The sequence below is a fragment of the Mycobacterium sp. NGS27 genome (genome assembly GCF_059813005.1).
Genome location: NZ_JCALDT010000002.1, coordinates 86,831 through 112,908, shown reverse-complemented (window position 1 = coordinate 112,908; position 26,078 = coordinate 86,831). Strand labels below are relative to the sequence as shown.

The following is a 26,078-nucleotide window of genomic DNA, read 5'->3' as shown; positions in this document are numbered from 1 at the left end:
AAGGTCGCCGAATCACCGGCAAAGCCTCGCGTTCGACGCTCGCGCGCCGTTATAGTCGCCGAGTGATCGGCGCCGAGACGCTGACCGGGCGTGACAGCGAATGGGGGATCATCCGCCGCGCCCTGAGTCCGGGCGGCGCCCACACGGGCGTGGTGATCGCCGGGGCCGCCGGAGTGGGCAAAACCTGGCTTGCCCATGAAGTGTTGCGGCGCGCCGAGGCGTCGGGCGAGCGGACCAGGTGGATCGTCGGCACCGACTCGGCGCAGGCGCTGCCCCTGGGGGCGTTCATCGGCGTGATGACCGATGCGATGAACCAGGCGCAGTCGGATCCGCTGACCGATGTGCGGCGAGTGATCAATTCGTTTGTCGCGCAACAGCGCCAGCGCCGCGTGGTGGTGGGCGTCGATGACGCGCACCTGCTGGACGGCCTGTCCGCGCTCGTCGTCCACCAGCTGGCGCAGTCCGGTGGGGTCCGGCTGGTGGTCACCGTCCGCAGCGGCAGCGATGAGCCCGACGCGGTGACCGCGCTGTGGAAGGACGGGCTGCTGGAAAGGCTTGACCTCAAACCGTTTTCGGCTGCCGAGACGCGCGAAGTCATCGAAAGCAGGCTGGACGGCCCGGTCGATGCGCGCAGCGCGAACCGGTTCCACAAGCTGACCGGTGGCAACGCGCTGTTCCTGCGACAGCTGGTGGCCGACCAGGTGGGCGCCGGGCGGATGCGCAAAACGGCCGGGGTGTGGATGTGGGACGGCGATGTCGCGGTCTCGGCGAGCCTGTCCGACACCGTGGGCCGCCAGATGGGCCGACTCAGCCCGGAAACGGCGATGGTGATCGACACGCTGTCGCAGTGCGAGCCGCTGGACGTGGAGGTGCTGTGCGATTTGGCCCGGCGCAGCGACCTGGCCGCGGCCGAGCGGATGGGGCTGGTCAACATCGAACGCACCGGCGGCGGATTGACGGCCAGGCTCGCCCATCCGCTGTTCGGTGAGCTGCGCCGCGCGGGCGCCGGCGAGCTGTACCTGTCGGAGATCCGTGGCAGGTTGGCGACGCGGCTGGGCAAAGACGGCGACGCCGGCATGCAGGCCACGGTGCGCCGCGCGCTGCTGCGTCTCGAGTCCGACCTCGATCCCGACCCCGTGCTGTACCTGGAAGCGGCACGGCACGCGATGACCCTGCTGGATCTCGATCTGGCCGACCGGTTCGCCACCGCCGCAGCCCAAGCCGGTGCGCCCGGGGCGGCGGGAGTGCGGGCCATGAACCTGGCGCTGCTCGGGCGCGGCGAGCAGGCCGAGGCGGCGCTGCGCGCGATGGCCGACGGTGACCTGCCCGACGGCCACCACTGGGCGACGGTGCGGGCGGCCAACCTGATCTGGCACCTGTTCAAGCCCGACGAAGCGGCCGAGATCCTCGACGGTCTCGCGGCGCTTGATTCCGAGACTCCGGCCCAGCGCGCGGAGCGGTTGGCCGTGCAAGCGTGCCTCGATGCGGTGGCGGCGCGCTGTGAGGTCGCGGCCGCAAACGCCCGGGCCGCCCTGGCTTTGCCCGAACTGCCCGGTTTCCACGCGATGATGGCGTCGCTCGCGCTGATCATGGCGATGGGGGCGCTGGGCCAGGTCGACGAGCTCGCCGACCTGGCCGGGCAGGCGCTGCGGCGGGCGACGACCTCGTTCCAGGCATCGCATATGCGGTTCTGGTTCGGCGCCGTCTACGGGCGTGCTTGCCGGCTGACCGGTCGGATCGATGAATTCGTCGGCACGGCACGGGAACTGGCCGATTCGTCCCGTGACATTCCGGGGCTGGCGTATGCGAACCTCGCCCTGTTGTCTGGCAACGCCGAGCTGGCCCGCGGCGCCGTCTCCGAGGCGGTCCGGCTGCTGCACGAAGCGGTGGCAGGAGTTCAAATACATTATGTGACAACGGGTTTGCGCCCCGCCAGTTACTTCGCGCTGGCCGAGGCGCACGCCAAGCTCGGGCAGGCCGGCGAAGCGAATGACGCGGTCACCGCGGCGCGGTCATGCGTGCCGGCCGACTTTGCGTTCATGCACACCGGCCTGTCACTGGCCGCCGGGTGGGCCCTGGCGGCGAGCGGCCGGTTGGCCGAGGCGGTGGCGGGCGTGCAGGAGGCGGCGCGGCTTGCCCGCGATCGCGGCCAGCCCACGCACGAGCTGGCCTGCATCCAGGCGGCCGCGCAATGGGGTGACGCCTCGCAGGCGGTGCGGGCGCGGGAGCTGGCCGACGTGTTGTCGCTGCCGCTGGCCACCGCGGTCGCCTCGCACGTGCAGGCGTTGTCGGCCAAGGACGGCGAGGGCCTGCTGGCGGCCTCGGCGGCGTACCGAGGGATCGGCGATCGGGTTGCGGCCGCCGACGCGGCGGCGCAGGCTTCCGTGGTGTTCGACGAACACCAGCAGCGTCGCCGCGGGCTGTACGCCGCGGCGCTGGCCCGGGAGTTGGCCGACGATTGCGGTGGCCTGCACACGCCGGCGCTGCACACTCCGACCGGCCTGAAGTTGTCCGGCCGGCAGCGCGATGTCGTCGAACTGGTCGTGGCCGGCCTGTCCAACCGCGAGATCGCCGAGGCGCTGGTGATGTCGGTGCGCACCGTGGAGGGCCACATCTACCGGGCCTGTCAGCGGGTGGGGGCGCAGTCGCGCGAGGAGTTGGCCTCGATCATCCGATCGGGCCCCTGCGGCGCGCCCGCGTCCTAGAGGCCCAGCAGCCGCGCCGACGCCCACAGGGCGACCACCGCCACCAGCAGCGAGGCGGGCACGGTGCACACGCCGAGGCGGGTGTATTCGCCGACGCCGGCGTCGACGTCGTGCTGGCGTAACACGCGCCGCCACAACAGGTTCGACAGCGAACCCACGTAGGTCAGGTTGGGGCCGATGTTGACCCCGATCAGCACCGCCAAAACCGCCACCGGTCCGCTGGGGGCGACCAACGGCAGCAGCACGAGCGTGGCGGGCAGGTTGTTGACGACGTTGGCCAGCGCTGCCGCTATCGCGGCGATGGCGAGCAAGGCGGGCAGGCTCGAGCCCGAGGGCAGCACCGCCGACATCGCCCGGTCCATCCCGTTGAGCATGACCGCCTGCACCACGACGCCCAGCGCCAGGACGAACACCAGGAACGAGACGTTGACGGAGCGCACGATGTCGGACACCGAGGTGTGCCGGTGCCGCAGGCTGCGCGCCGCCAGCGCCGCGGCCCCGCACAGCGCCACCCAGGCCGGGGCGATCCCCACGGACTGGGCGACCGCGAACCCGGCGAGCGTGAGCGCGACGACCACCAACACGAACACCGGCGGCCGCGGCGGCGCGCCCAGCTCTTCCGGATCGGGCTGCACCCGCAGGTCTTTGGCGAAGAACCACCGGAAGATCACGTAGAGGACGGCTATCGCGCCGACCCACGGCGCCGCCATCGCGAGGGTGAACTTGGTGAACGAGATGTTGGCGGTGTGGAAGGCCAGCAGGTTGGTCAGGTTCGACACCGGCAGCAACAGCGATGCGCCGTTGGCCAGATGGGCGGTGGCGTAGGCATAGGGCCGCACCCGGGTGCGCTGCCGGCGCACGGCCGCCAGTACCACCGGGGTCAGCAACACCACTGCGGCGTCCAGGCTCAGCACCGCGGTGATCAGCGAGGCGATGACGAAGACCCGCCGCAGCAGGCCGGCCGACCCCACCCGGCCCCGGGTGATCGCCGCGCCCGCGGCTTCGAACAGGCCCTCGTCGTCGCACAGCTTGGCCAGCACCAGCACCGCGCCCAGGAACGCGACCACCCCGGACAGGTCGGCGATCTCTTTGACCGCCTGGTGCACCGAGATCGCGCCGACCGCGATCAGGATCAGGGCCGCCGGGACCGCCGCCAGCGCCTCGGGCCAGCCCCCGGGGCGCGCGACGGCGAACGCCAGGACCACAGCAAGCAACAACAGCGCAAGCGTCAGGGCCAAGGTGTGAATCGCCTTACTTCCAAGGGTCTTCGCGCCGCCACACCGTGGGCAGGTGCACGGCGACACCGTGCCGTGCGGCCAGCTCGTCGATGATGCCGACGGAGGCGTCCAAGTCGTCACCGGCATAGGGCAAGGCGCGCAACGGTCTTGTCAGCGGGCGGAAGAAGTCGTCCCAGTGAATGAGGATCACCCGGCGCGCCCCCACCGCGCGCACGGTCTCGGTCCAGTAGTCGATCAGGTAGGACCGCGGCTGCAGCCCCAGCTGCCCCACGGACAGGTACACCGCGTCGGCGCGCTGGCCGGCCAGCGCGCCCTCGATGAAGCCGGCGCTGCCCTGGATCAGCAGTCGCCGGCCCGTCGGACGGTGGTGCACCAGCGTCGACCAGGATTCCCCGCAGCGATACGCCGACGCCTTCACCGGCGGGGTCACCGGTTCGTCGATGACGCCGGGAAACCGGTCGGGCGGGCAGTGGTGCGATTCGATCAGGGTGACGTCGTAGGCGCCCAGCTGCATGGGTTCGCTGTCGACTGCGACGACGATCCGGTTCTCGGGCAACCCGTGCCCGCGCCCGACGTTGGCGGCGGACTGCCCGCCGACCAGTTGCGCGCCGGTGCGGTCGGCGACCAGCGCGGAGTCCAGAACGTGGTCGAAGTGGGTGTGCACCGGTATCACCGCCGCAAGCCGCGAAACCTTCGCTCGCGCAAGGCATCCGTCGACGCGTGCGGGCGAGGGTGCCACCTTACCGGCCGCGACCTTGGCCAGGCTGGGCCGGGAGAAGTAGCCGTCGGTCATCAACGCCGACGAGCCGTCGTCTATCAGCAGGGTCGCCACACCCATCCAGGTCACCGAGAGCGCGTTGGGTGCTGCGGCGGGGGCGTCGAACCGGCTTGCGTAGCGGGCGATGTCGGGGCGACCGAGTTTCAGCCGCATCAGCAGAAGGCCCTGATCTCGGTGCCGGCAGCCACGAGGCGTTCACGAACGGCCGTGGCGATCTGTACCGCTCCCGGTGAATCACCATGCACGCAAACAGATTCCACCTTCAGCGTGACTTGGGTGCCGTCGATCGCGGTGACCTGCCCGGACTCCACCATGGTCACCACCCGGTCGGCGACCGCCGCCGGGTCGTGCAGCACCGCGCCGTGCTCACGACGGGACACCAGCCGGCCATCCGGCCGGTACGCCCGGTCGGCGAAAGCCTCTGCGACCGTGTGCAATCCGCGTTGGGTGGCCTCGTCGAAAAACGCTGAGCCCGCCGTGCCCAGCACCGGCAGCCGGGCATCCACCAGCCGCACCGCCTCGGCCACGGCGGCCGCCTGTTCGGTATGGGTCACGATCGTGTTGTACAGCGCACCATGCGGTTTGACGTAGGACACCGCGGAGCCGGCCGCGCGCGCTATCGCCTGCAGCGCCCCGATCTGATACATCACGTCGGCGATGAGATCCTCGGCGGCGACGTCGATGAAGCGTCTGCCGAAGCCGGCCAGGTCTCGGTAGCTCACCTGCGCTCCGATCCGGACCCCGCGCTGGGCGGCCGACCGGCATACCCGCAGCAGGCCCGCCGGGTCGCCGGCGTGAAAACCGCACGCGACGTTGGCGCTCGTCACGATGCCGAGCATGGCGTCGTCGTCACCCAGGCGCCAGACGCCGAAGCCCTCGCCCAGGTCGGCGTTGAGGTCGATACGGGCCACCCGCCCAGCTTATGGGGGCGTGCGGGCGCCGGCGTAGCCGGAGGACGCGATGTGACGCCCGGCTACTGCCTGGCGACCTTGGCGGCGATCTGCTCGGCCAGGTCGACCGCCGACCCGCCGGGCAAAAACGAGCCGCAGGTGGCTACGTCGATGACGACGTTGTTGCGCGCGGTCAGCGCCCGCTGGCACGTCCAGCCGTTGCTGTCGTCCTGAACCTCCGACGTGCTCAGCGTGCCGCCGACCTTGTGGGCCTCGCCCACCTTCCACACGATTTCGGGCTTGTCCGTGGGACGTTCGACGAACGTGCGATTGGCGCAGCCGAACCACCGTCGCACCGAGGCGTCGTAGAACGTGTTGGCCTTCCGCGCGGAGGGGTAGGCGATCACGGCCTGGATGGCGGAATTGTTGCGGACCGCCGGGTCGTCGAAGTTGTCATCCAGCCGCTGGCCGCGCATCGCGGTCCAGCCGGTGTCCGCGTAGACGGCTTGCTGGGCCGGGCCGTCCATCGCCAGGCAGGTCCTGTCGCTGAAAGTCGAGCTCCAGTCCCACATCGCCTGTGAGCCGTACCGGAGCCGCATGCCCGACGTGAGCGAGGAGTTGATCTGATCCACGTCGAGCAGCAGCGCATCCAGGGACGCGGCGGCCACCGGGGTCTGCGGCAACGGGCCGGAGGTGTCCGCGGGCGACGCGCTTCCGCCGACAACGGTGGTGCAGCCCGTCGCCAGGGCGGACACCGCCGCCTGCATCAGGAACGCGATTCGCCGGTTCACAATTGCCTTCTCCGACGTTGGTCGATCTCTGCGCCCAGCTTAGGCGGCAGCGGATCGTCGGCGCCCGATCGACCAGCAGACCAGATAGATCAGAAACGAGATGCCGGCGACGAAGACCGACACCGGCACGCCGGGCGCCAGCGACAGCAGCAGGCCGCCCACGGCGGACACCTCGGCGAACACCACCGAAACCACCATCGCCGCCGCGGGCGAGGAGACCACCCGGGCCGCCGCGGCGGCCGGGGTGATCAACAACGACATCACCAGCAGCGCCCCGACGATCTGCACCGCCTGGGCCGCCACCACGCCGACCAGGGCGGCGAAGACGATTCCGAGCGCGTAGACCGGCACACCGCGCGCCGCGGCGACGTCGGGATCGACCGTGGCGAACAGCAGCGGGCGGTAACACGTCGCCAGCACGACGATGACGAGCAGGCAGACCAGGGCCAGCATGGTCAGGCCCGTGTAGCCGACCCCGACGATCTGGCCGGTCAGCAGGGCGAAGCTGGTCGAGGTGCGCCCCGGGTAGAGGTGGATGAACAACACAGCCAGGCCCAGCCCGAAGGCCAGCACGACGCCGATCACCGAATCGCGCTCGCGATCGCGCCGCCCCAGCACGCCAAACAACGCCGCCGCCAGGGCGCTGCCGACCAGCGCGCCCACCCCGACGCCGAATCCGGCCAGCAGCGCGAAAGCGGCTCCGGTCAGCGACAATTCACTGGAACCGTGCACGGCGAACGACATCTGCCGCATGACGATGAACGGCCCGATCAGCCCGGCCACCAGCCCCAGCAGGGCGGCCGCCACCAGCGCCTGCTGCACGAAGTCATGGCTGAGCAGGTGCGCGGTGATGTCGAACGACAGCAGGTGGTCCAGCAGGCCGACGAGCCGATGCTCCATCAGCAATGCCCGTCGTCGCGCGCGCCGGCCACCACGTAGCCGTCCTTGACCTTGACCACTTGGATGTCCGATTGGTACAGCGCCGAGAGTGTCTGGCTGGTCATCACCTGCTCGACGGTGCCGATCTCGAAACGGCCGTCGACCAGATACAGCAGCCGGTCCACGTACGGCAGGATCGGGTTGATCTCGTGGGTGACGACGATGACCGTGGTGGCGGCGTCCTGTCGGCGCCGCTCGATCAGCGCCGACACCAGCTTGGCGTTGGCCGGATCTAGCGTCAGCAGCGGCTCGTCGCACAGCAACAGCAGCGGATCGCTGACCAACGCCTGGGCGATGCGCACCCGCTGCAACTCCCCACCCGACATCATTCCGACCCGGACGTCCGCCAGGTGCTCGCCGTTGACCTGGCGCAGCGCCTGCCGCACGGCCGCGCGCCGGCGGGCCCGATCGGCGGATCGCAGCGGAAAGGCACCCCAGCGTGGCCCGTCGATGCCCAGCCGAACCAGGTCGCGCCCGCGTAGCATCACGTCGGCGTCCATCGGATGATGTTGGGGCACATAGCCTATGCGCCCGCTGCCCGAGGTGATCGGCTTTCCGTCGACCAGCCCGGCGCCGGCGCTCAGTGGCAGCTGCCCGAGCAGCACCCTGAGTAGCGACGTCTTGCCGCTGCCGTTCGGGCCGAGCACCGCGATGAACTCGCCGCGCGCCACCGACAGGTCCAGGTGGTCCCACAGCACGCGGTCGCCGAACGACAGCCGCGCGCCGCGCAGCGTCACGGTGTCGGCGGGGTCGTCGACGGCCGCGACCGGCTCGAGGCTCATGACCGCACGGGCCGGCTCGACTGCAGCGCGGACTGCAGCTGGCTGACCGTATTGCGTTGCCAGGCAAGGTAATCCGTGCCTTCGGTCAGCGTTTCGGCCACATCGGTGACCGGGACACCCGCGCGGCGAGCGGCGTCACGCAGGCCGGTGATCGCGGTCGTGGAGGTCTGCGGGTTGATCAGCACCGCCGACACCTGGCGCCGGTTGACCAGGTCGAGAACCGCCGCCATGTCGGCCGGCGCGGGGTCGGTCTCGTTCTCGATGGCCGCCTCGAACGCGGACGGGGTCCGGTTGATCAGCCCCGTAGCCCTCAGCAAATAGAACGCGACGGGTTCGGTCGCGATCACCGAGGTGTTGGGGTAGCTGGTGGCGATCGAGTGTTCGGCGCCGGCGATGGAGTCGGCGCCTCGGCCGAAGGCGGCGGCATTGGCGCGATAGTCGGCGGCGTTGCCCGGGTCGATGGTCGCGAGGCGCTCGGCGATGGTGGCGGCAACGGATTTGGCGACGGTCAGGTCGTAGAAGACGTGCTCGTTGCGGGGTAGTCCGTCGGGCTGAAGGAAGGAGTAGGCGGTGACCGGCTTGGCGTCACGGTGGTGGGCCAGCACCTCGTCGACCCAGCCGTCATAACCGCCGCCGTTGGAGACGACCAGCGGGGCGTCGGCGATCGCGGCGGCGTCCGCCGGGCTGACTTCGTAGGAGTGCGGGTCGATATCCGCCCCGCTGAGAATGGATTTGACGGCGACGTGGCGGCCGGTGACGGCACGCGCCACGCTGCCCCACACGTCGGTGGAGGCGACGACGGAGAGGGCGCGAGAATGCGCCGTGCCGCTGCAGCCGCTGAGCAGCACGCCGCCGGTCAGCACGAGTGCGGCCGCCAGCCATCGCGTCGCATCGGCGGGCCCGGCCTGCGCCGTTCGTTGCCGCGTCAGTGCCATGCGCACGCCCGATTCCTCCCGCCGGCCCCTCAGCCGATCCACAATACTAATGAAAACCGTTTCCATTACAAAGCCGCAAGCTGAAGCCCATACGCGCGGGCCCCGGACCGCTGTAGCGTCACCGAACGTGAGCCCCCCACCGCGCCGGCGTGCGACTCTGGCGTCGTTGGCGGACGAGCTCAACGTTTCCCGCACGACGATTTCGAATGCCTTCAACCGGCCCGATCAGCTCTCCCCGGATCTGCGCGAGCGCGTGCTCGCGACGGCCAAGCGGCTGGGCTATGCCGGCCCCGACCCGGTGGCGCGTTCGTTGCGGACCCGCAAGGCCGGCGCGGTCGCTCTGGTGATGGCCGAACCGCTGACCTACTTCTTCAGCGACCCCGCGGCGCGTGACTTCGTCACCGGGGTGGCGCAGGCATGCGAGGAGGTGGGTCAGGGGCTGTTGCTGGTGGCCGTCGGGCCCAGCCGCAGCCTCAAAGACGGCACAGCCGCCGTGCTTTCGGCCGGCGTGGACGGCTTCGTGGTGTATTCGGTGTGCGACGAAGATCCCTACCTGCAGGTGGTACTGCAGCGCCGGCTGCCGGTTGTGGTGGTCGATCAACCCAAGGGGCTGGCCGGCGTCTCGCGGGTAGGTATCGACGACCGCGCCGCGATGCGTGAGCTTGCCGACTACGTGCTGGGCCTGGGGCACCGCGAGATCGGGCTGCTGACCATGCGGCTGGGGCGGGATCGACGCCAGGGCCTGGTGGACCCCGACCGGTTGCGCTCACCCGCGTTTGACGTGCAACGCGAGCGCATCGTCGGCGTGTGGGAGGCGATGGCGGCCGTCGGTATCGACCCGGACTCCCTGACGGTGGTGGAAAGCTACGAGCACCTACCCGAGTCCGGCGGCGCGGCCGCCAAGGCGGCCCTGGAAGCCAATCCGCGGATCACCGCGCTGATGTGCACCGCCGACATCCTGGCCCTGTCCGCCATGGATTACTTACGGGCACACGGCATCTACGTGCCCGGGCAGATGACCGTCACCGGTTTCGACGGCGTGCCCGATGCGATGAACCGCGGCCTGACCACGGTGTCGCAGTCCAGCCTGCAGAAGGGCTGCCGGGCCGCGGAGTTGTTGTTGAAGCCGCCGCGATCGGGTCTGCCCGCGATCGAACTCCTGGACACGGAGCTGGTCCGGGGCCGCACCGCCGGTCCGCCGGCGTGAGCCGGACTACTTGGAGTCTTGGTCGCCGATCAGCAGCCGCACGGCCAGGTCCAGCCGCTTGCTGACGTCGGTGGCCGAGGCCCGGCGGGTGAGCCACGCCAGCAGGTTCGACAGCCACACGTCCGAGATCACCCGGGCGATGTGGTACTGGTCCTCGGTCGGCTCGCCGTCGGACATCGCCCGCGCGAACATCGAATCGATGAGCTTCTCGACCTGGTCGACCTCGCTGGCCGCCGACGCGTCGGCGAACACGTACGCGCGCGTCATCGCCTCGGTCAGCAGGGGATTGCGTTGCATCGCCCGGTTGAGCTTTTGCACCATGAAGTTGAGTCGCTGAAACGGCGTGCCGCCGGTCATGGCCGAGCGGTCCGTCTTGGCGTCGATGCGGCTGAACTCGCGGCCCAGCGCCGACACGAGCAGGTGCACCTTCGAGGGGAAATAGCGGTACAGCGTCCCCACCGCGACGTCGGCGCGATCGGCCACCGCGCGCATTTGCACCGCCTCGTAGCCGCCCTTGGAGGCGATGGCCATGGTGGCATCGAGGATGCGCTTGCGGCGTTCCCGCTGCGCCTCAGACCCCAGTTCGGATTCCGCCAGTACCGCCACGTTCATGACCTCGCGCGGTTGCGAGTCGGAAACGCGGCTCGGATTTGCGTTGGCTGGCATGTGACGGTTTGCTCCTGTTCCCGGCGGTTCGTTCGCAAACGATACGCATTCTGCGTGTGAATCTCCCACCTCCATACCGCCGCGGACAAGCGTTGTGCTGCTGTGATGGCGTTCGACTTGACGGTCGATCACTGGCACTATTAGAACACGTTCTAGTCTCTGGAGAGCGGGTTGCGTGCCAACACGCGACTGCAGAGGTACCCGCTCGGCGGGCAGATCGCACAATCAGGGCAAGGGCCCAACCCTTGTCACGTCGAAGTCATGGACGCGGAGGTCCTCAAGGTGGTAGCGACCGTCACCGACGAGCAGTTTGCCGCGCGAGCCCTGGTGCGCGACTGGGCCCGCAATGCGGCGTCCGGGCCCGGCGGAACCGCGGCGATCCGCGATGTGGAGCAGGGTAAGTCCGACGCTTGGCGGCCGGTGTTCGCCCGGCTGGCGGAACTGGGGATCTTCGGCGTCGCGATCCCGGAGCGATTCGGCGGCGCGGACGGCAGCATCGAAGATCTGTGCGCGATGGTCGAGGAAGCGGCGAAAGCGCTGATCCCCGGGCCGGTCGCCACCACCGCGCTGGCCACGTTGGTTGTCTCGGATCCAGAGTTGTTGGGCGCCCTGGCGTCCGGGCAGCGCTTCGCCGGGCTGGCTCTGGAGGGCGACATCGAGTTCGACGACGCGACGTCCACGGCTTCGGGCGCCGTGGCGTTCGCGCTGGGGGTGGCCGACGGTGCCGTGTTGTTGGCGCCGGCCGGCGAGAGGTGGCTGCTGATCGACACCGACGGCGAGGGTGTGCAGATCGAGCCGCTGGTCGCCAGCGACTTCTCCAGGCCGTTGGCCCGGGTGGCGCTGAACTCGGCCCCGGCCACGGTGGTGTCGGACACCCGCGAACGCGTCGAGGAGCTGGCCGCGACGGTGCTTGCGGCCGAGGCGGCCGGCATCACCCGGTGGTCGCTGGAGACCGCCGTCGACTACGCGAAGGTCCGCGAGCAGTTCGGCAAGCCGATCGGCAGCTTCCAGGCCGTCAAACACCTCTGCGCCGAGATGCTGTGCCGCGCCGAGCAGGCCGAGGTGGCCGCCGCCGATGCCGCGCGCGCCGCGGCGGAGGGCGACGAATCCCAGTTCTCCATCGCCGCGGCCCTGGCCGCAAGCACCGGCATCGCCGCCGTGAAGGCCAACGTCAAGGACTGCATCCAGGTGCTCGGCGGCATCGGCTGCACCTGGGAGCACGACGCGCACCTGTACCTGCGCCGGGCGCATGCCATCGGCCGCTTCCTGGGCGGGGCGGAGGCGTGGCTGCGCCGCGTCACCGCGCTGACCCAGGCGGGCGTGCGACGCCGGCTGGGGATCGACCTCAGCGAGGTCGAAGACCAGCGTCAGGAGATCGCCGCCGCCGTCGCCCGGATCGCCGAGCTGCCCGAGGAGAAGCGGCAGGCGGCCCTGGCCGAGGCGGGCCTGCAGGCGCCGCACTGGCCAGCGCCCTACGGGCGCGGCGCCGGACCGGCCGAGCAGTTGCTGATCGATCAGGAGCTGGCGGCGGCCGGCGTCGCCCGGCCCGACCTGGTGATCGGCTGGTGGGCGGCGCCGACCATTCTCGAGCACGGCACGGCGGAACAGATCGAGCGCTTCGTGCCGGGCACCGCGCGCGGCGAATTCCTGTGGTGTCAGCTGTTTTCCGAGCCCGGAGCCGGTTCGGACCTGGCCTCGCTGCGCACCAAGGCGGTCCGGACCGACGGGGGATGGCACCTGACCGGGCAGAAGGTCTGGACATCGGCGGCGCACAAGGCGAAGTGGGGAGTGTGCCTGGCGCGCACGGATCCGGACGCGCCGAAACACAAAGGCATTACGTACTTCCTGGTGGAGATGAGCTCACCGGGAATCGAGATCCGTCCGCTGCGCGAGATCACCGGCGACTCGTTGTTCAACGAGGTGTTTTTGGACAACGTGTTCGTTCCCGACGAACTGGTGGTCGGCGAGGTGAACGACGGTTGGCGGCTGGCCCGCACCACGCTGGCCAACGAGCGGGTCGCGATGGCCAACGGAACCGCGCTGGGCAACCCGATGGAGGAGCTGCTCGAGGTGTTGGCCGAGCTCGACCTCGACGCCGCGCAGCGAGACCGGTTGGGGCGGTTGATCGTCGCCGCGCAGACCGGCGCGCTGCTGGACCAGCGGATCGCTCAGCTGGCCGTCGGCGGGCAGGATCCCGGGGCGCAGTCCAGCGTGCGCAAGCTCATCGGCGTCCGCTACCGCCAAGCGCTGGCCGAATACACGATGGACGTGTCCGAGGGCGGCGGCTTGGTGCACAACCAGGCGGTGTTCGATTTCCTCAACACCCGCTGCCTGACGATCGCGGGCGGCACCGAGCAGATCCTGCTGACGGTCGCCGCCGAGCGGCTGCTCGGCTTGCCCCGCTGATACAGGCTTGCGGCCGCCCGTTGCTCGCGTGACCTGCCGATAGCGGGTTGCGGCGAAGCCGTTAGGCGAAAAGTGTAGGGAAATCCCTAATTGAGACGGCTGCACGCGCGGCCTTAGCGTGTAGCGACCGCTCCGGCGATAGTTGCTCACCGTGAGACTGCGGGCGCGCCTGCGTGTCGCCGCGATCGCGTATCGAAAGGGACGCCATGCCAACGGATTCGGCTCGCCACCACTTGAATGCTGACTCTTGCCGGAGGTGTCGCCCCGCCAAGGCGCCACGGCCGAGCGCGTTGGCCGGTGTGTTCGCGGCGCTCGCCATCGCGATGAGCGCAGCGCCGCCGGCCATGTTGCCCGCCGCCAAAGCGGATCCGACGCAGCATACGGTCGTGTACCGGATCCTCGGGGGCGGTGACGTCTTCTCCGTCATCCCGGACCCCGGAACCCCGGTGTATCCGGCGAGCACCACGACCTGGGTTTCAGTCCCCTGGTCGCAGACCGTGCAGGTGACCGGAAGCCCGTACCTGGCGTTGAACTACACCGACAAAACCGGCGGTCCACACGACTGCGCGATTCAGGTGGACGGGCAGTCCGTCAGCCTCACCGAACACACGGCCGGCAGGTGCGCTTACCAAATCCCGGGCCCCGCGCAGTAACCGTCGGGGTCGCGAACAGTGGACACCCCACATGAAGGAGAACAGCGGTGAAGCGTCAGATCATCGTCGGCGTAGCCGGCCTGGCCATCGTAATCGCCAGTGGCACTGGCTGTTCCGGCAATAAGTCGAGCCCGCAAGCGTCGAACTCGGCCGGTCCGCCCGCCGGGCCGCAGGTGATCGTCGACGGCAAGACCCAGAACGTCAGCGGTCCGGTCACCTGCAAACCGGTCGGCGACAACATCAACATCGGCATCGGCGACCCGGCCAAAGGCGTTGGTGCGGTGGTCAGCAAGGACAACCCGCCAATCGTTCACGCGGTCGGACTGGGCAACGTCGACGGCATCACGCTCGGTTTCTCCGACGCCGCAAAGGGGCAGGGCGGCAACGCCGGAGCCGCGGTGGGCGACAACGCAATTCAGATCAAGGGCACGGCCACCGGCGCCGATGTGAGCGATCCCCACCAGCCGAAGCCGGTGACCAAGCCGTTCGAGATCGACGTGACCTGTCCGTAGCGCCAGCCGAATCGTTCGGACCGAAGCCCGAGAGGGGACGTAACAATGTCGATCAAACGCCTCGCCGCAGCCGCGGCAGTCGCGACGGGCCTGGGAATGTCGGTAACGGCTGTCAACGGGAGCTTCGCGAACTCCGCCCCGCTGGACCCATGCCCCAGCTGGCAGAAAGGCTGTTCCGGTAACCCCAGCCCCAATCCCGGTTACGGGGGCACCGGCACGCCGCCGGTAGCCACGACGCCGCACGGCACGCCGCCGCCACAGAGCACGTGGCAGTCGACGCCGGCGCCGCACACCACGCAACCGCCCAGCACGCCCCCGCCCAGCACGTGGCAGTCCACTCCCGCGCCGCACACCACGCCACCGCCGCCCAGCACGCCGCCGCGTAGCTCGCCGCCGCCCGCGTCGAGCACCTGGCAACAGGCGCCGCCGAACAGTACGACGGCCCCGATGCCCACCGAATGCCCCAACTGGGACAAGAACTGCACCCCAGCCCCCGCCCCCAGCCCGAATTCCGGTTACGGGGGCTCGGGCTCGACACCGCCGAACAACACGCCGCCGAGCCCGTGGCAGCAGCAGTCGCCGAACAACACGCCGCCGAGCCCGTGGCAGCAGCCGGCGCAGAACGGCTCGACGTCGGCGCTGCCGACGGTGTGTCCCGCCTGGTACAAGAACTGCACCCCCGCGCCCAACCCCAACCCCAATCCCAACCCCGGCTATGGGGGCTCGGGCTCGACGCCACCGAACGGCTCGCCGTCGGGCGGCGTGACGCCGACCACCGGGGCGCCCTGGGGCGGTACGACCAACCAGCCGGGCAACTCATACCCGCCCAGGCCTCCTCGCCCGATCCTCAACGCGCCGTGGAGTCAGCCTCCGCACCCGCCGTACTACCCGCCGCCCCCGCCCATCCTTCGTCCCACCGGGGAGATAGGCGGCCCCACCAACCTGCCGAATGGCTACTGGGTCCCGGGCCAGGGAGCGCCACCTCCGCCGCCGCCGAGCGGCTACGGCTGGAACAACGGCCCCGCCCCCGGGGCCCCACCGCCGAACTGGGAAGGCCCGCCACCGGCCGGTGGCTGGAACGGCCCGCCGCCCGCCGGCGGCTGGAACCAGCCCTGGCAGGGGACGCCGGTTGACGCGTCCTACGGACAGAACTATTACGCGCCGTTCACCTACAACAACTTCACGGTCCTTCCGGTCTTCAACGCGGACTATGGGGGCTTTGGTTACTGGTTCTTCGGTACCTGGATACCGCTGTACTGACGGCGACGACGGCTGAGCCGGGGGCCTCGATTCGGTTGCCCCCGGCCGCGAGGAACAAATGGTGATCACCGGGCCTCAACCACGACGGTTCCTCGTCGAGTGGTACGGACCACGAACGTCCGCCCCCTCGATAGGCGATATCGTCGATCGGCTGAATAGCCGTGCCGAACTGATGACGACCCGTGGCACGCCGGTCCAGCTTCTGACGGCGATGACGGTGCCGGCCGACGACTACATGTTCGGTGTCTTTGCTGCCGAGTCGGCCGAGCTGGTCGCGCAGATCTGCGCCGACGTCGGCACGCCCGCCGAACGGATCAGCTGCGGCGTCGGTTGGACGCGGCCCCTGGACCGCTGACGGGCCGGTTCGATGGCTGCAGCCCTGTCTTCGGGTGGGCCGGCCGGTGCCGTCGAGCAAAGTTTTCCGGCTGTGCACGCATAGTTGCCGATCAATTTTGTGTGGGAAATCGAGCCGTTTCAGCGAAGTTCTGCGAGAATCCCTGCAGTAGCCACCGACCGGGTCGGGCTCCAGGGCTGGCAAACGAAGGAGCCAAGGGTGTGGGTGTCGGGCCGTGAAGGATAGGCCGTCATCGCGACCCCAGTGCCGAGGTGGCAGCCCAGCCGTCTGATGGTGCGAAGGGTTGATGTGACGGAGCGATTGGTCGGCAGACAGGCCGAAGAGCGCGCCGTGAGCGACTTCCTCGATTCTTTGCCACATCGATCGTGCGCACTGGTGATCGAGGGCGAGGCGGGAATAGGCAAGACGGCCGTGTGGGCCGACGCGGTCCGTCGGGCTGATGAATGCGGATATCGCGTGTTGAGCTGCCGCGCCGCGGCGGCCGAGTCGGTGCTGGCGTACACGGTGCTGGCCGACCTGCTCGATGACGTCGATGACTCGGTGTGGGCCGACCTGCCGGCTCCGCAGCAGCAGGCTTTGGGCGGAGCGCTGTTGAGAGACCTCGTCGAGGCTTCCGGGATTGATCCCCGGGCCGTCGCGGCGGCGTTCGTGGCAATCATCGGCCGACTCGCCGCCGTTCGGCCCCTCGTGATTGCCATCGACGATCTGCAGTGGTCGGACCCGTCGAGCGCCAGTGCGGTGGCCTACGCCGCGCGCCGCCTTCGCGCCGGCGCGGCCCTGTTGTGCACGACGCGTACCGAAGAGGCCGCCGCGCGGTTGCAGCTGCCAAGCCCCGACGACGTGCGCCGCATCCGAATGCAGCCGTTGACCGTAGGCGAGTTGCATCAGGTTCTGCTGCTGCGGCTGGGACATTCGGTGGCGCGTCCTACGCTGCTACGCATTCACGAGATCGCCGCGGGCAACCCGTTTTTCGCGCTGGAGCTGACCCGAGAACTGCGCGCGGAGGAACACGCTTTCCAGGCGAGTCTGCCGGGCAGCCTCACTGAGTTGGTCCGCGCGCGGATCAGCCGGGTCGGCGCCGAAGACGTTCTGCTTGCCATCGCCAGCCTGCCCGATCCGACGGTGGCGATGGTGGCACAGGCCACCAATTGCCCGCCGGATCAGGTGGTGCAATCGCTCAGGCAGGCCGAAGACCAAGCGGTGGTGGCGATCGACGGGAGCCGGGTCCGGTTCACCCATCCCCTGCTGGCGCACGGCGTCTACAGCGCAGCGGCGCCCGGTCGCCGCCGCGAAATGCACCGCCGCCTCGCCGAACTCACCGCCCATCCCGAGTTGCACGCCCGCCACCTCGCGCTCGCCGACACATCCGGGAAGCCGGAGACGGTGGCCGCGCTGGACAGAGCCGCCGAGATCGCCCGCGGCAGGGGCGCGCCGGCCGCCGCCGCCGAGCTGGTCGAACTGGCCGTCGGTCTGGCCGGTGACAACGATCCAGAACGCAAGATACGCTGTGCGACACACCATTTCGTTGCGGGAGATCCCGCCCGCGCCCGGCGGATCCTGGATGCGGTCATCGCAGCGCTGCCGGCCTGCCCCACCCGCGCCGAAGCATTGCATCAGCTGGGGCTGATAGTCCTCTCCGACGACAGCTTCCTGGAAGCGGCGGGCGTCCTCGAGCAGGCTGTCGACGAAAGCGGTACCGACGCCGCCTTACGCGTCCGCATCCTGATCAGCTTGGCATTCGCTCTGCTCAACGCGGGCCGGCACGAGCACGCCTATGCGCGAGTCGAGCGGGCGGTGACCGAATCCGAGCGGCTCGGCACCGCCGCACTGCTCGGGCCGGCGCTGGGCATGCGGGTGATGATCGACTTCATGGGCGGCAAGGGCTTTGACGAGCCCGCGATGCAACGCGCAGTCGAACTGGAAGGGCCGGGCGCGCCAGTCCCGTTGCCGTTGCGGCCTCGCGCACAGATGAGCCTGCTGCGCGCCTGGACGGGTGAATTGGGGACGGCCCGCGACGAGCTGGCGGAAATTGAACGCGAATGCCTTGCCCTCGGCGAGGAAGCGGAACTGATCTTCATCGGGTTTCACCTCACGCTCATCGATATCTGGCTCGGCGACCTCGCCAGTGCGGCGGTCATCGCGGACGCCACGCTGGAGCGGGCGACTCTGCTGGGCGGTGACTTTCCGATGTTCATCGGGCTCACCCTTCGGGCCGCGGTCGCCGCCCACGTCGGCCGCCTCGGCGACGCTCGAAGCGATCTGGGCCGGGCGATAGCGGCTGCCCGGCGTTGTGGCTCAAGACGTTTGGCCGAGTGGCCGGCGACGATAGCCGGATTCGTCGAGGTGTCATCGGGTGACTACCAAGCTGCCATGACTGCGCTCGAACCGCTGTTGCCCATGGTGGGTCTCTTCCCGGAAGCAAGTGAGATCATCTCGTCGTCGTTCGTTCCCGAGGCCGTCGAAGCCATGGTCGGTCTCGGTCGATTGGATGATGCCGAGCCGCTGGTGGAAGCCTTGGAGCGCAATGGCCTCCGGCTTGACCGGGCATGGACCTTGGCGGTCGGTATGCGTTGTCGCGCCATGCTGCAGGCTGCGCGCGGCGATGTCACAGGCGCGCGGACGAGCGTCGAGCTGGCTTTGGCCGAGCACCAACGCCTTTCGATGCCGTTCGAACGCGCCCGCACTTTGCTGTTGGCTGGCCAGTTGCAGCGCCGCCAGCGCCGGCGCGACGCGGCCGGTGCAGCGCTGCGCGAGGCGCGGGACATCTTTGTGCAACTCGGCACGGCGGTGTGGGCCGAGCGCGCCGAAACCGAACTGGCGCGCGCCCTGTCGAGCCGAGGCCGCGACCCCGGGTTGACCGCCACCGAAGAACGCGTTGCCGACCTGGCCGTGTCCGGATTGACCAATCGCGACATCGCGGCCGCCCTGTTCGTGAGCCCGAAGACCGTGGAAGTCAACCTCAGCCGCATCTACCGCAAACTGAGCATCCGATCCCGCGCCGAGCTCTACCGGGCACTTCAAGCCTGGAAGGAAAGACCTTGACCCGATCCGCCTCGGCGTTTCAGGAGAACGTGGTGACCGCGCAGGTGCTCGGGGACGTGATGTTGACCCCGGAGTAGACCACCTGGATGTGGGTGCAGGCGATGACGTTGTTGTCGGTCTTGGGCTGGCCCGTCTGCCAGTCGGTGGAATCGATGCGCCCGTGCGTCTGATACTTGTCCGGCGGGCCCTCGCCCATGTAGATGGTAGTGATCTCGTCCGAACCCATCGCCTTGTGCACCCGCTCGTACTGGCCGTCGGCGTGCGCGTCGAGGTAGGCCAGCCGGTTGGAGGACCGGATCTCGGTGGTCTGCCGGGCCCACAGGCCGGGCGGGAAGCCGGTCACCCCGTCGGGCGTCAGCATGTCAGCCCCTGCCGTGAAGTCGCAGTGGCCATCGGCCTTGAAGCAATTCAGGATGACGCGCGTCTCCAGCTGATTGGGCCCGTCCAGCGGGAACAGCGTGGTGGCGGTGTTGCTCGCCGCCGCGCACACCCCGGCGGACAGAAACATCGGCAGCGCCGCGACCGCCGCGAGTCCCGATACCAGCCGCATCATCGATGCTTCCCTTCCCTGTGATCCAAGGGTGAACTTAACCCCGCGACTACTCGTCGTAGGTGACTTCTACCGAATCAGATTCAGGGTGAGATTGACAGGCCAGGATCAGGCCCTCGTCCAGATCTTGCTGCTCGAGCACGTCGTTGACCTCCATGCTCACGTTGCCGCTGCGCAACGTGCACGCACACGCGCCGCAATGGCCCTCGCGGCAGGAGAAGGGCGCGTCGAGGCCCTTGGCCAGCAGCACGTCGAGCAGCTTGGCGTTGCGCGGCCACGACACGGTGTGGGTTTCGCCGTCCAGCTCGACCACCGCGGTCGCCGGCGGCTCGTCACCTTCGGCGGTGTCCTCGATCTTCACCGCCGCGAACGGGTCCGAGTCCAGCGACTTGAACACTTCGATATGTATCTGCGGCGCAGGCACTTTCAGCGTTTCCAGCGCTTGTTTCGCCGAGTCCATGAAGGCGCCCGGGCCGCAGATGTACACAGGCCGTGCCGTGTAGGGGGCGGCCAGCTTGGCCAGCGCGGCCACGCTGGGCAGGCCCTGCAGCGATTCCAACCAGTGCAGCACCGTGAGCCGGTCGGGATATTTGGCCGACAGCTCGCGCAGCGCGTCGGAGAAGATCACCGACCGGTCGTCGCGGTTGGCGTAGACCAGCGTCACCTGCCCGCTGCCCTCGGCCAGCGCCGACTTGCAGATCGACATGATCGGCGTGATCCCGCTGCCCGCGGCCATCAGCAGGAAGTCGTCGCCCAGCGTTTTGGGGACGAAGTTGCCCGACGGGGCCAGCACGTGGATCCGCATGCCCGCCTTGGCGTGGTCGCACAGCCAGTTGGACGCGTAGCCGTCCGCGGTTCGTTTGACCGTGACCGTCAGAGCTTCGTCGGTGAACGGCGAGCTGCACAACGAATAGCAACGGGCCACCGACCCGGTGCGCTCGCTGGGGATGCGCAACGTCAAGAACTGGCCCGGCGCGTATCGCAGCCGCTCGGGCGGGATGTCGGGATCGCCCGCGTCATCGGGCACCGCGAACACCAGCGACCGCGCATCGTCGGTCTCGGCGATGACCTCGGCGACCTGCAGTTCAAGGACGTGGTCACCCAGCGGCTCGTCGGGTGCTTGGTCCAGATCCGCCTCGGTCAAGGCCCGTCCCTTCCTTTCGTTGCAAAACGTGGCGACCCGCTGCGACCGGCTCCGCCGCTCTTGCGATCGCCACGGGCAACTAGAACATGTTACAGAAAAGCGGATTCGTATCGCTACCAGCCGCAGGAATACCCTGCTCGACACAAATCGGAACGTGTTCTAGTCTCTGGTGTAAGTCCGCTGAGTAAGTCTGGCGCAGGAGGCAAACGTAAGTGACGTCCATTCAACAGCGTGATGCGCAGTCGGTTTTGGCTGGCATCGATGATCTGCTCCCGCAGATACGCGAACGCGCTCAGGCGACGGAGGACCTGCGGCGGCTGCCCGACGAGACCGTCCAGGACCTGCAGGACGTGGGGTTCTTCACCCTGCTGCAGCCCGAGCAGTGGGGCGGGCTGCAGTGCGATCCGGCGCTGTTCTACGAGGCGGTGCGGCGGCTGGCCAGCGCGTGTGGTTCCACCGGCTGGGTGAGCTCGATCATCGGCGTGCACAACTGGCACCTGGCGCTGTTCGATCAGCGGGCGCAGGAGGAGGTCTGGGGCGAGGACCCCAAGACCCGGGTCTCGTCGTCGTACGCCCCGATGGGCGCGGGCGTCGTGACCGACGGCGGTTATCTGGTCAACGGTTCGTGGAACTGGTCGTCGGGTTGTGACCACGCCACGTGGGCGTTCCTCGGCGGTCCGGTGATCAAGGACGGCCGCCCTGTCGACTTCGGTTCCTTCCTGATCCCGCGCAGCGAGTACCGCATCGACGACGTGTGGCATGTCGTCGGCCTGCGCGGCACCGGCAGCAACACCGTCGTCGTCAAGGACGTCTTCGTGCCGCGGCACCGATTCCTGTCCTACAAGGCCATGAACGACGGCACCGCGGGCGGCTACGAGACCAACACCGCCGCGGTCTACAAGATGCCTTGGGGCACAATGCATCCCACCACGATCTCGGCGCCCATCGTCGGCATGGCCTACGGCGCGTACGACGCGCACGTCGAGCACCAGGGCAAGCGGGTGCGCGCGGCGTTCGCCGGCGAGAAGGCCAAGGACGACCCGTTCGCCAAGGTCCGCATCGCCGAGGCGGCCAGCGACATCGACGCGGCCTGGCGCCAGCTGAGCGGCAACGTCGCCGACGAGTACGCGCTGCTGTCGGCCGGTAAGGAGATCCCCTTCGAGCTGCGTGCCCGCGCTCGCCGCGACCAGGTGCGCGCCACCGGCCGTGCCATCGCCTCCATCGACCGGCTGTTCGAGGCTTCCGGTGCCACCGCCCTGGGCAATGACCAACCGGTGCAACGGTTCTGGCGTGACGCTCATGCCGGCCGCGTACACGCGGCCAACGACCCCGAGCGGGCCTACCAGATCTTCGGGAACAACGAGTTCGGGTTGCCGCCCGGCGACACCATGGTGTGATCCATGACTGCGACCGAGGAATTGACCTTCGAGTCCACCTCGCGCTTCGCGGAGGTGGACGTGGATGGGCCGCTGAAGCTGCACTACCACGAGGCCGGTGTCGGCAACGACCAGACGGTGGTGCTGCTGCACGGCGGCGGCCCGGGCGCGGCGAGTTGGACGAACTTCTCCCGCAACATCCCGGTGCTGGCGCAGCAGTTTCACGTGCTGGCCGTCGACCAGCCCGGCTACGGCCACTCCGACAAGCGCGCCGAGCACGGACAGTTCAACCACTACGCGGCGCGCGCGCTCAAGGGCCTCTTCGACCAGCTCGGCCTGGGACGCGTTCCGCTGGTGGGGAATTCGCTGGGCGGTGGCACCGCGGTCCGCTTCGCGCTGGACTACCCGGACCGGGCGGGCAAGCTGGTGCTGATGGGCCCGGGCGGGGTGAGCGTGAACCTGTTCGCGCCCGACCCGACCGAGGGCGTCAAACGGCTGGGCAAGTTCTCCGCCGAGCCCACCCGCGAAAACCTCGAGGCATTCCTGCGGGTGATGGTCTACGACCAGAAGCTGATCACCGACGAATTGGTCGAGCAGCGTTTCGAGTTGGCCAGCACGCCCGAATCGCTGACGGCGACCCGGGCGATGGGAATGTCGTTCGCCGGGGCCGATTTCGAGCTCGGCATGATGTGGCGCGAGGTGCATCGGCTGCGCCAGCCGGTGCTGCTGATCTGGGGCCGCGAGGATCGGGTCAACCCGCTGGACGGTGCACTGGTCGCACTGAAAACCATCCCGCGCGCACAGCTTCACGTTTTCGGGCAATGTGGGCATTGGGCGCAGGTGGAGAAGTTCGACGAGTTCAACAAGCTCACCATCGATTTCCTGGGAGGTGCGCGATGAGCATCCGCTCGCTGGGCTATCTGCGTATCGAGGCCACCGACATGGCGGCCTGGCGCGAGTACGGCTTGAAGGTCCTCGGCATGGTCGAGGGCAAGGGCGCGACCGAAGGAACACTGTATCTGCGGATGGACGATTTCCCGGCCCGGCTGGTGATCGTGCCCGGCGAACAGGACCGGCTCATCGAGGCGGGCTGGGAGTGCGCGAATGCGGCTGGCCTGCAAGAGATCCGGAACCGGCTGGACGTCGAGGGCACCCCCTACAAGGAGGCCACCGCCGCCGAACTGGCCGATCGCCGGGTCGACGAGATGATCCGGTTCTCCGACCCGTCCGGCAACTGCCTGGAGGTCTTCCACGGCGCCGCCCTGGAACACCGCCGCGTGGTCAGCCCGTACGGCCACAAGTTCGTCACCGCCGAGCAGGGCCTGGGGCACGTGGTGCTGACCACCCGCGACGACGAAGAGACACTGCACTTCTACCGGGATGTGCTGGACTTCAAGCTGCGCGACTCGATGCGGCTGCCGCCCCAGGTGGTCGGCCGGCCCGCCGACGGCCCGCCGGCCTGGCTGCGGTTCCTGGGCTGCAACCCTCGCCATCACAGCCTGGCCTTCATGCCCGGACAGACCCCCAGCGGCATCGTGCATCTGATGGTCGAGGTCGAAGAGGCCGACGACGTCGGGCTGTGCCTGGACCGGGCGCTGCGTAAGAAGGTGCCGATGTCGGCGACGCTGGGCCGGCACGTCAACGACCTGATGCTGTCCTTCTACATGAAGACACCCAGCGGATTCGATGTCGAATTCGGCTGCGAGGGAAGGCAAGTCGAGGACACCGATTGGATCGCCCGGGAGAGCACCGCAATCAGCCTGTGGGGCCACGACTTCAGCGTCGGCTTCAAGGGTTAGATTCGGGGTTATGACTGCCGCGCCGATCGACCCGCGCACGTTCCGCAGCGTGCTCGGCCAGTTCTGCACCGGGATCACCATCATCACCACCGTGCACGACGACGTCCCGGTCGGCTTCGCCTGCCAGTCCTTCGCCGCGCTCTCGCTGGATCCGCCGCTGGTGCTGTTCTGCCCCACCAAGGTGTCGCGGTCGTGGAAGGCCATCGAGGCGAGCGGCCGATTCTGCGTCAACATGCTGACCGAGCAGCAGAAGCACGTCTCGGCCCGCTTCGGCTCCAAGGAGCCGGACAAGTTCGCCGGGATCGACTGGCACCCTTCCGAACTCGGTTCCCCGATCATCGACAATTCGCTGGCCTACATCGACTGCACGGTTGCCTCCGCGCACGACGGCGGCGATCACTTCGTTGTTTTCGGTGCGGTGCAATCGCTTTCGGAGGCGCCCAAGATCAAACCGCGGCCGCTGCTGTTCTACCGCGGCGAATACACCGGCATCGAGCCGGACAAGACGACGCCGGCGCAATGGCGCGACGACCTGGAGGCGTTCCTGACCACCACCACCCAGGACACCTGGTTGTAGCAGTCCTCAGGTAGGCCCGCCGCGATGGCTTCCGGCGTCACGCTCGGTGCCCGAGAGGTTCACCGTGGGAGAGTTGTCGGGGATCGGCTGCTCCTGGCTCCACGCGGCGTCGCGGTCGGCTTCGCCCTTGTCGGCAGCGGAGTCTTTTTCGGTCTTCACTTTGGGATCCAGGCTGTCGGCCCGCTGCCACTGCTCGTTCAGCTGTTCGCGCGAGGACGCCACTTCGCTCTGATGCGCTGACGCCCGGTCCTGCAGCCGCGCGGCTTCGGCCGCCTTGGCCTCGGCTTCGGCCTGCGCGGCGCGCGCTTTCGCGGCGGTTTCCGCGGCCAGTGCCTCGCGGCGCTCGACCTTGGCGGTCTCCACTCGGGCCTGTTCGCGAATCCCCTCGGCCTGCCGCTCGCGGCGGCGCATGCTCGCTCTGCGGGCAAGCATGACGAGAACGATGATGATGAAGACGGCCACGACTGCGGCGACGACGATCCAGACGGTGTTGCTGGTGTTCATGATGGACTCCGTTGTCAGTGTTGGGAAGCGCTGAGTTCCCCGTTGACGGGTTGCCGTATTCGACATGGATGAAACAACCGATGCCGGCGCCCGCTGCCGCGGCCGGGGGGCCGCGCGCCAGAATGGTGGCATGACGCTGGATCTTGGCGCGTACTTCGACCGCATCAACTACGGCGGTCCCGCCGAGCCGACCCTCGAGGTGCTGCAGGACCTGATGACCGCGCACACCGGCTCGATCCCGTTCGAAAATCTCGACCCGCTGCTGGGCGTCCCGGTCGACGACCTGAGCCCGGAAGCGTTGACCGACAAGCTGGTCTACCGGCGCCGCGGGGGTTACTGCTACGAGCAGAACGGGCTGATGGGGTACGCGCTGACCGAAATCGGCTTTCGGGTGCGGCGGTTGGCCGGGCGGGTGGTCTGGATGCAGCCGCCCGACGCGCCGCTGGGCGCCCAGACACATACGGTGCTGGCGGTGACCTTCCCCGGCTCGGGGGGTTCCTTCCTGGTCGACGTCGGCTTCGGCGGCCAGACCCTGACCTCTCCCATCCGATTGCAGACCGGGAACGCCCAGCCGACCACGCACGAGCCGTACCGGCTGAACGACCGCGGTGACGGCCTGGTCCTGCAAGCCCTGGTCCGCGACGAGTGGCGACCCCTGTACACATTCGGCACCCAGACCGTGCCGCAGATCGATCTGGCGGTGGGCAGCTGGTACGTGTCCACGCACCCGTCGTCGATCTTCGTGACCGGCTTGACGGTCGCGCTGACCACCGAGGACGCCCGCTACAACCTGGCCGGTAGGAACCTGACCATCCACCGCGCCGACGGCAGCGAGAAGATCCGCCTCCACGACGCCGCCGCGGTTGTCGACGCGCTCGTTGGGCGGTTCGGCATCGACGTGGCGGGTGTCGGCGATCAGGGTGCGCTCGAGGCGCGCATCGCGCAGGTGCTCGACGCTTAGGCGCCTGT

General features: G+C 68.9%; 25 protein-coding genes. 13 read left to right on the top strand and 12 right to left on the bottom strand.

Annotated elements, in window-relative coordinates; translation table 11 throughout:
- Positions 1–62 precede the first annotated feature (62 nt).
- On the top strand, positions 63–2,705 hold the full coding sequence (locus tag AC5Y30_RS05055) for a LuxR C-terminal-related transcriptional regulator (protein ID WP_499917013.1): 2,643 nt from the start codon (positions 63–65) through the stop codon (positions 2,703–2,705).
- Here AC5Y30_RS05055 and AC5Y30_RS05050 read toward each other — a convergent pair.
- The 7 genes from AC5Y30_RS05050 to AC5Y30_RS05020 all read right to left on the bottom strand — a co-directional run bounded on the left by AC5Y30_RS05050 (position 2,702) and on the right by AC5Y30_RS05020 (position 9,058).
- On the bottom strand, positions 2,702–3,943 hold the full coding sequence (locus AC5Y30_RS05050) for an SLC13 family permease (protein WP_499917012.1): 1,242 nt from the start codon (positions 3,941–3,943) through the stop codon (positions 2,702–2,704). The genes AC5Y30_RS05055 and AC5Y30_RS05050 overlap by 4 nt on opposite strands.
- Positions 3,944–3,956: 13 nt before the next feature.
- A complete protein-coding gene (locus AC5Y30_RS05045; RefSeq protein ID WP_499917010.1) occupies positions 3,957–4,874 on the bottom strand; it encodes an MBL fold metallo-hydrolase in 918 nt (305 codons plus the stop codon).
- A complete protein-coding gene (locus AC5Y30_RS05040; RefSeq protein WP_499917008.1) occupies positions 4,874–5,632 on the bottom strand; it encodes a LamB/YcsF family protein in 759 nt (252 codons plus the stop codon). Before AC5Y30_RS05040 ends, AC5Y30_RS05045 begins: the two co-directional genes overlap by 1 nt.
- Before the next feature lie 62 nt (positions 5,633–5,694).
- Positions 5,695–6,405 (bottom strand): sensor domain-containing protein, encoded by a 711-nt coding sequence (locus AC5Y30_RS05035; protein WP_499917632.1) that lies wholly within the window; start codon positions 6,403–6,405, stop codon positions 5,695–5,697.
- A 36-nt stretch (positions 6,406–6,441) separates the two neighbouring features.
- Positions 6,442–7,302, bottom strand: coding sequence for a metal ABC transporter permease (locus tag AC5Y30_RS05030; protein ID WP_499917006.1), 861 nt, complete (start codon positions 7,300–7,302; stop codon positions 6,442–6,444).
- Positions 7,302–8,123 (bottom strand): metal ABC transporter ATP-binding protein, encoded by an 822-nt coding sequence (locus tag AC5Y30_RS05025; RefSeq protein WP_499917004.1) that lies wholly within the window; start codon positions 8,121–8,123, stop codon positions 7,302–7,304. The genes AC5Y30_RS05030 and AC5Y30_RS05025 overlap by 1 nt, the downstream gene beginning before the upstream one ends.
- The gene (locus AC5Y30_RS05020) at positions 8,120–9,058 is read right to left on the bottom strand and encodes a metal ABC transporter solute-binding protein, Zn/Mn family (RefSeq protein ID WP_499917631.1); all 939 of its coding nucleotides are present in this window, start codon (positions 9,056–9,058) and stop codon (positions 8,120–8,122) included. The genes AC5Y30_RS05025 and AC5Y30_RS05020 overlap by 4 nt, the downstream gene beginning before the upstream one ends.
- Before the next feature lie 127 nt (positions 9,059–9,185).
- On the opposite strand from AC5Y30_RS05020, the gene AC5Y30_RS05015 reads away from it, so the two are divergent.
- A complete protein-coding gene (locus tag AC5Y30_RS05015) occupies positions 9,186–10,265 on the top strand; it encodes an Rv3575c family transcriptional regulator (RefSeq protein WP_499917002.1) in 1,080 nt (359 codons plus the stop codon).
- A gap of 6 nt (positions 10,266–10,271) precedes the next feature.
- On the opposite strand, the gene kstR is transcribed toward AC5Y30_RS05015, so the two are convergent.
- Complete coding sequence (kstR, locus tag AC5Y30_RS05010) at positions 10,272–10,871, bottom strand: cholesterol catabolism transcriptional regulator KstR (protein WP_499917630.1); 600 nt, start codon at positions 10,869–10,871, stop codon at positions 10,272–10,274.
- A gap of 342 nt (positions 10,872–11,213) precedes the next feature.
- On the opposite strand from kstR, the gene AC5Y30_RS05005 reads away from it, so the two are divergent.
- The 3 genes from AC5Y30_RS05005 (at position 11,214) to AC5Y30_RS04995 (ending at position 14,502) form a co-directional block, all read left to right on the top strand.
- Positions 11,214–13,337, top strand: a complete 2,124-nt coding sequence (locus AC5Y30_RS05005) for an acyl-CoA dehydrogenase family protein (RefSeq protein ID WP_499917629.1) — start codon at positions 11,214–11,216, stop codon at positions 13,335–13,337.
- Between the two features lie 290 nt (positions 13,338–13,627).
- The gene (locus tag AC5Y30_RS05000; protein WP_499917000.1) at positions 13,628–13,990 is read left to right on the top strand and encodes a hypothetical protein; all 363 of its coding nucleotides are present in this window, start codon (positions 13,628–13,630) and stop codon (positions 13,988–13,990) included.
- Positions 13,991–14,037: 47 nt separating this feature from the next.
- Positions 14,038–14,502 carry a lipoprotein LpqH gene (locus AC5Y30_RS04995; RefSeq protein ID WP_499916998.1) on the top strand — a complete coding sequence of 155 codons (465 nt, stop codon included), beginning with the start codon at positions 14,038–14,040 and terminating at the stop codon, positions 14,500–14,502.
- Positions 14,503–14,702: 200 nt separating this feature from the next.
- Here AC5Y30_RS04995 and AC5Y30_RS04990 read toward each other — a convergent pair whose 3' ends face one another.
- Positions 14,703–14,957 (bottom strand): hypothetical protein, encoded by a 255-nt coding sequence (locus tag AC5Y30_RS04990; RefSeq protein ID WP_499916996.1) that lies wholly within the window; start codon positions 14,955–14,957, stop codon positions 14,703–14,705.
- Here AC5Y30_RS04990 and AC5Y30_RS04985 point away from each other — a divergent pair.
- The 3 genes from AC5Y30_RS04985 to AC5Y30_RS04975 all read left to right on the top strand — a co-directional run bounded on the left by AC5Y30_RS04985 (position 14,950) and on the right by AC5Y30_RS04975 (position 19,159).
- Positions 14,950–15,762: an MAP_0585 family protein gene (locus AC5Y30_RS04985; RefSeq protein WP_499916994.1), complete on the top strand. Its 813-nt coding sequence runs from the start codon at positions 14,950–14,952 to the stop codon at positions 15,760–15,762. The two genes, AC5Y30_RS04990 and AC5Y30_RS04985, sit on opposite strands and share 8 nt — an antisense overlap.
- 58 nt (positions 15,763–15,820) lie before the next feature.
- A complete protein-coding gene (locus AC5Y30_RS04980; RefSeq protein WP_499916992.1) occupies positions 15,821–16,117 on the top strand; it encodes a hypothetical protein in 297 nt (98 codons plus the stop codon).
- Positions 16,118–16,405: 288 nt separating this feature from the next.
- A complete protein-coding gene (locus AC5Y30_RS04975) occupies positions 16,406–19,159 on the top strand; it encodes an AAA family ATPase (protein ID WP_499916990.1) in 2,754 nt (917 codons plus the stop codon).
- A gap of 19 nt (positions 19,160–19,178) precedes the next feature.
- Here AC5Y30_RS04975 and AC5Y30_RS04970 read toward each other — a convergent pair whose 3' ends face one another.
- Positions 19,179–19,712 carry a hypothetical protein gene (locus tag AC5Y30_RS04970; RefSeq protein ID WP_499916988.1) on the bottom strand — a complete coding sequence of 178 codons (534 nt, stop codon included), beginning with the start codon at positions 19,710–19,712 and terminating at the stop codon, positions 19,179–19,181.
- Between the two features lie 46 nt (positions 19,713–19,758).
- The gene (locus AC5Y30_RS04965; RefSeq protein ID WP_499916986.1) at positions 19,759–20,853 is read right to left on the bottom strand and encodes a 2Fe-2S iron-sulfur cluster-binding protein; all 1,095 of its coding nucleotides are present in this window, start codon (positions 20,851–20,853) and stop codon (positions 19,759–19,761) included.
- A 212-nt stretch (positions 20,854–21,065) separates the two neighbouring features.
- On the opposite strand from AC5Y30_RS04965, the gene hsaA reads away from it, so the two are divergent.
- From hsaA to hsaB, 4 genes are read left to right on the top strand one after another with little or no spacing between them, the layout of a single operon-like run.
- Positions 21,066–22,250 carry a 3-hydroxy-9,10-secoandrosta-1,3,5(10)-triene-9,17-dione monooxygenase oxygenase subunit gene (gene hsaA / locus AC5Y30_RS04960; RefSeq protein ID WP_499916984.1) on the top strand — a complete coding sequence of 395 codons (1,185 nt, stop codon included), beginning with the start codon at positions 21,066–21,068 and terminating at the stop codon, positions 22,248–22,250.
- 3 nt (positions 22,251–22,253) lie between these two features.
- Positions 22,254–23,129, top strand: a complete 876-nt coding sequence (gene hsaD / locus AC5Y30_RS04955; RefSeq protein WP_499916982.1) for a 4,5:9,10-diseco-3-hydroxy-5,9,17-trioxoandrosta-1(10),2-diene-4-oate hydrolase — start codon at positions 22,254–22,256, stop codon at positions 23,127–23,129.
- Positions 23,126–24,028 (top strand): iron-dependent extradiol dioxygenase HsaC, encoded by a 903-nt coding sequence (gene hsaC, locus AC5Y30_RS04950; RefSeq protein ID WP_499916980.1) that lies wholly within the window; start codon positions 23,126–23,128, stop codon positions 24,026–24,028. The genes hsaD and hsaC overlap by 4 nt, the downstream gene beginning before the upstream one ends.
- Before the next feature lie 10 nt (positions 24,029–24,038).
- Positions 24,039–24,605 (top strand): 3-hydroxy-9,10-secoandrosta-1,3,5(10)-triene-9,17-dione monooxygenase reductase subunit, encoded by a 567-nt coding sequence (gene hsaB / locus AC5Y30_RS04945; RefSeq protein WP_499916978.1) that lies wholly within the window; start codon positions 24,039–24,041, stop codon positions 24,603–24,605.
- Positions 24,606–24,611: 6 nt separating this feature from the next.
- Here the strand turns inward: hsaB and AC5Y30_RS04940 are convergent, their stop codons facing one another.
- Positions 24,612–25,109: a hypothetical protein gene (locus tag AC5Y30_RS04940; RefSeq protein ID WP_499916976.1), complete on the bottom strand. Its 498-nt coding sequence runs from the start codon at positions 25,107–25,109 to the stop codon at positions 24,612–24,614.
- Between the two features lie 130 nt (positions 25,110–25,239).
- Between AC5Y30_RS04940 and AC5Y30_RS04935 the strand changes: the two genes are divergently transcribed.
- Positions 25,240–26,070, top strand: coding sequence for an arylamine N-acetyltransferase family protein (locus tag AC5Y30_RS04935; RefSeq protein ID WP_499916974.1), 831 nt, complete (start codon positions 25,240–25,242; stop codon positions 26,068–26,070).
- Positions 26,071–26,078: the final 8 nt, after the last annotated feature.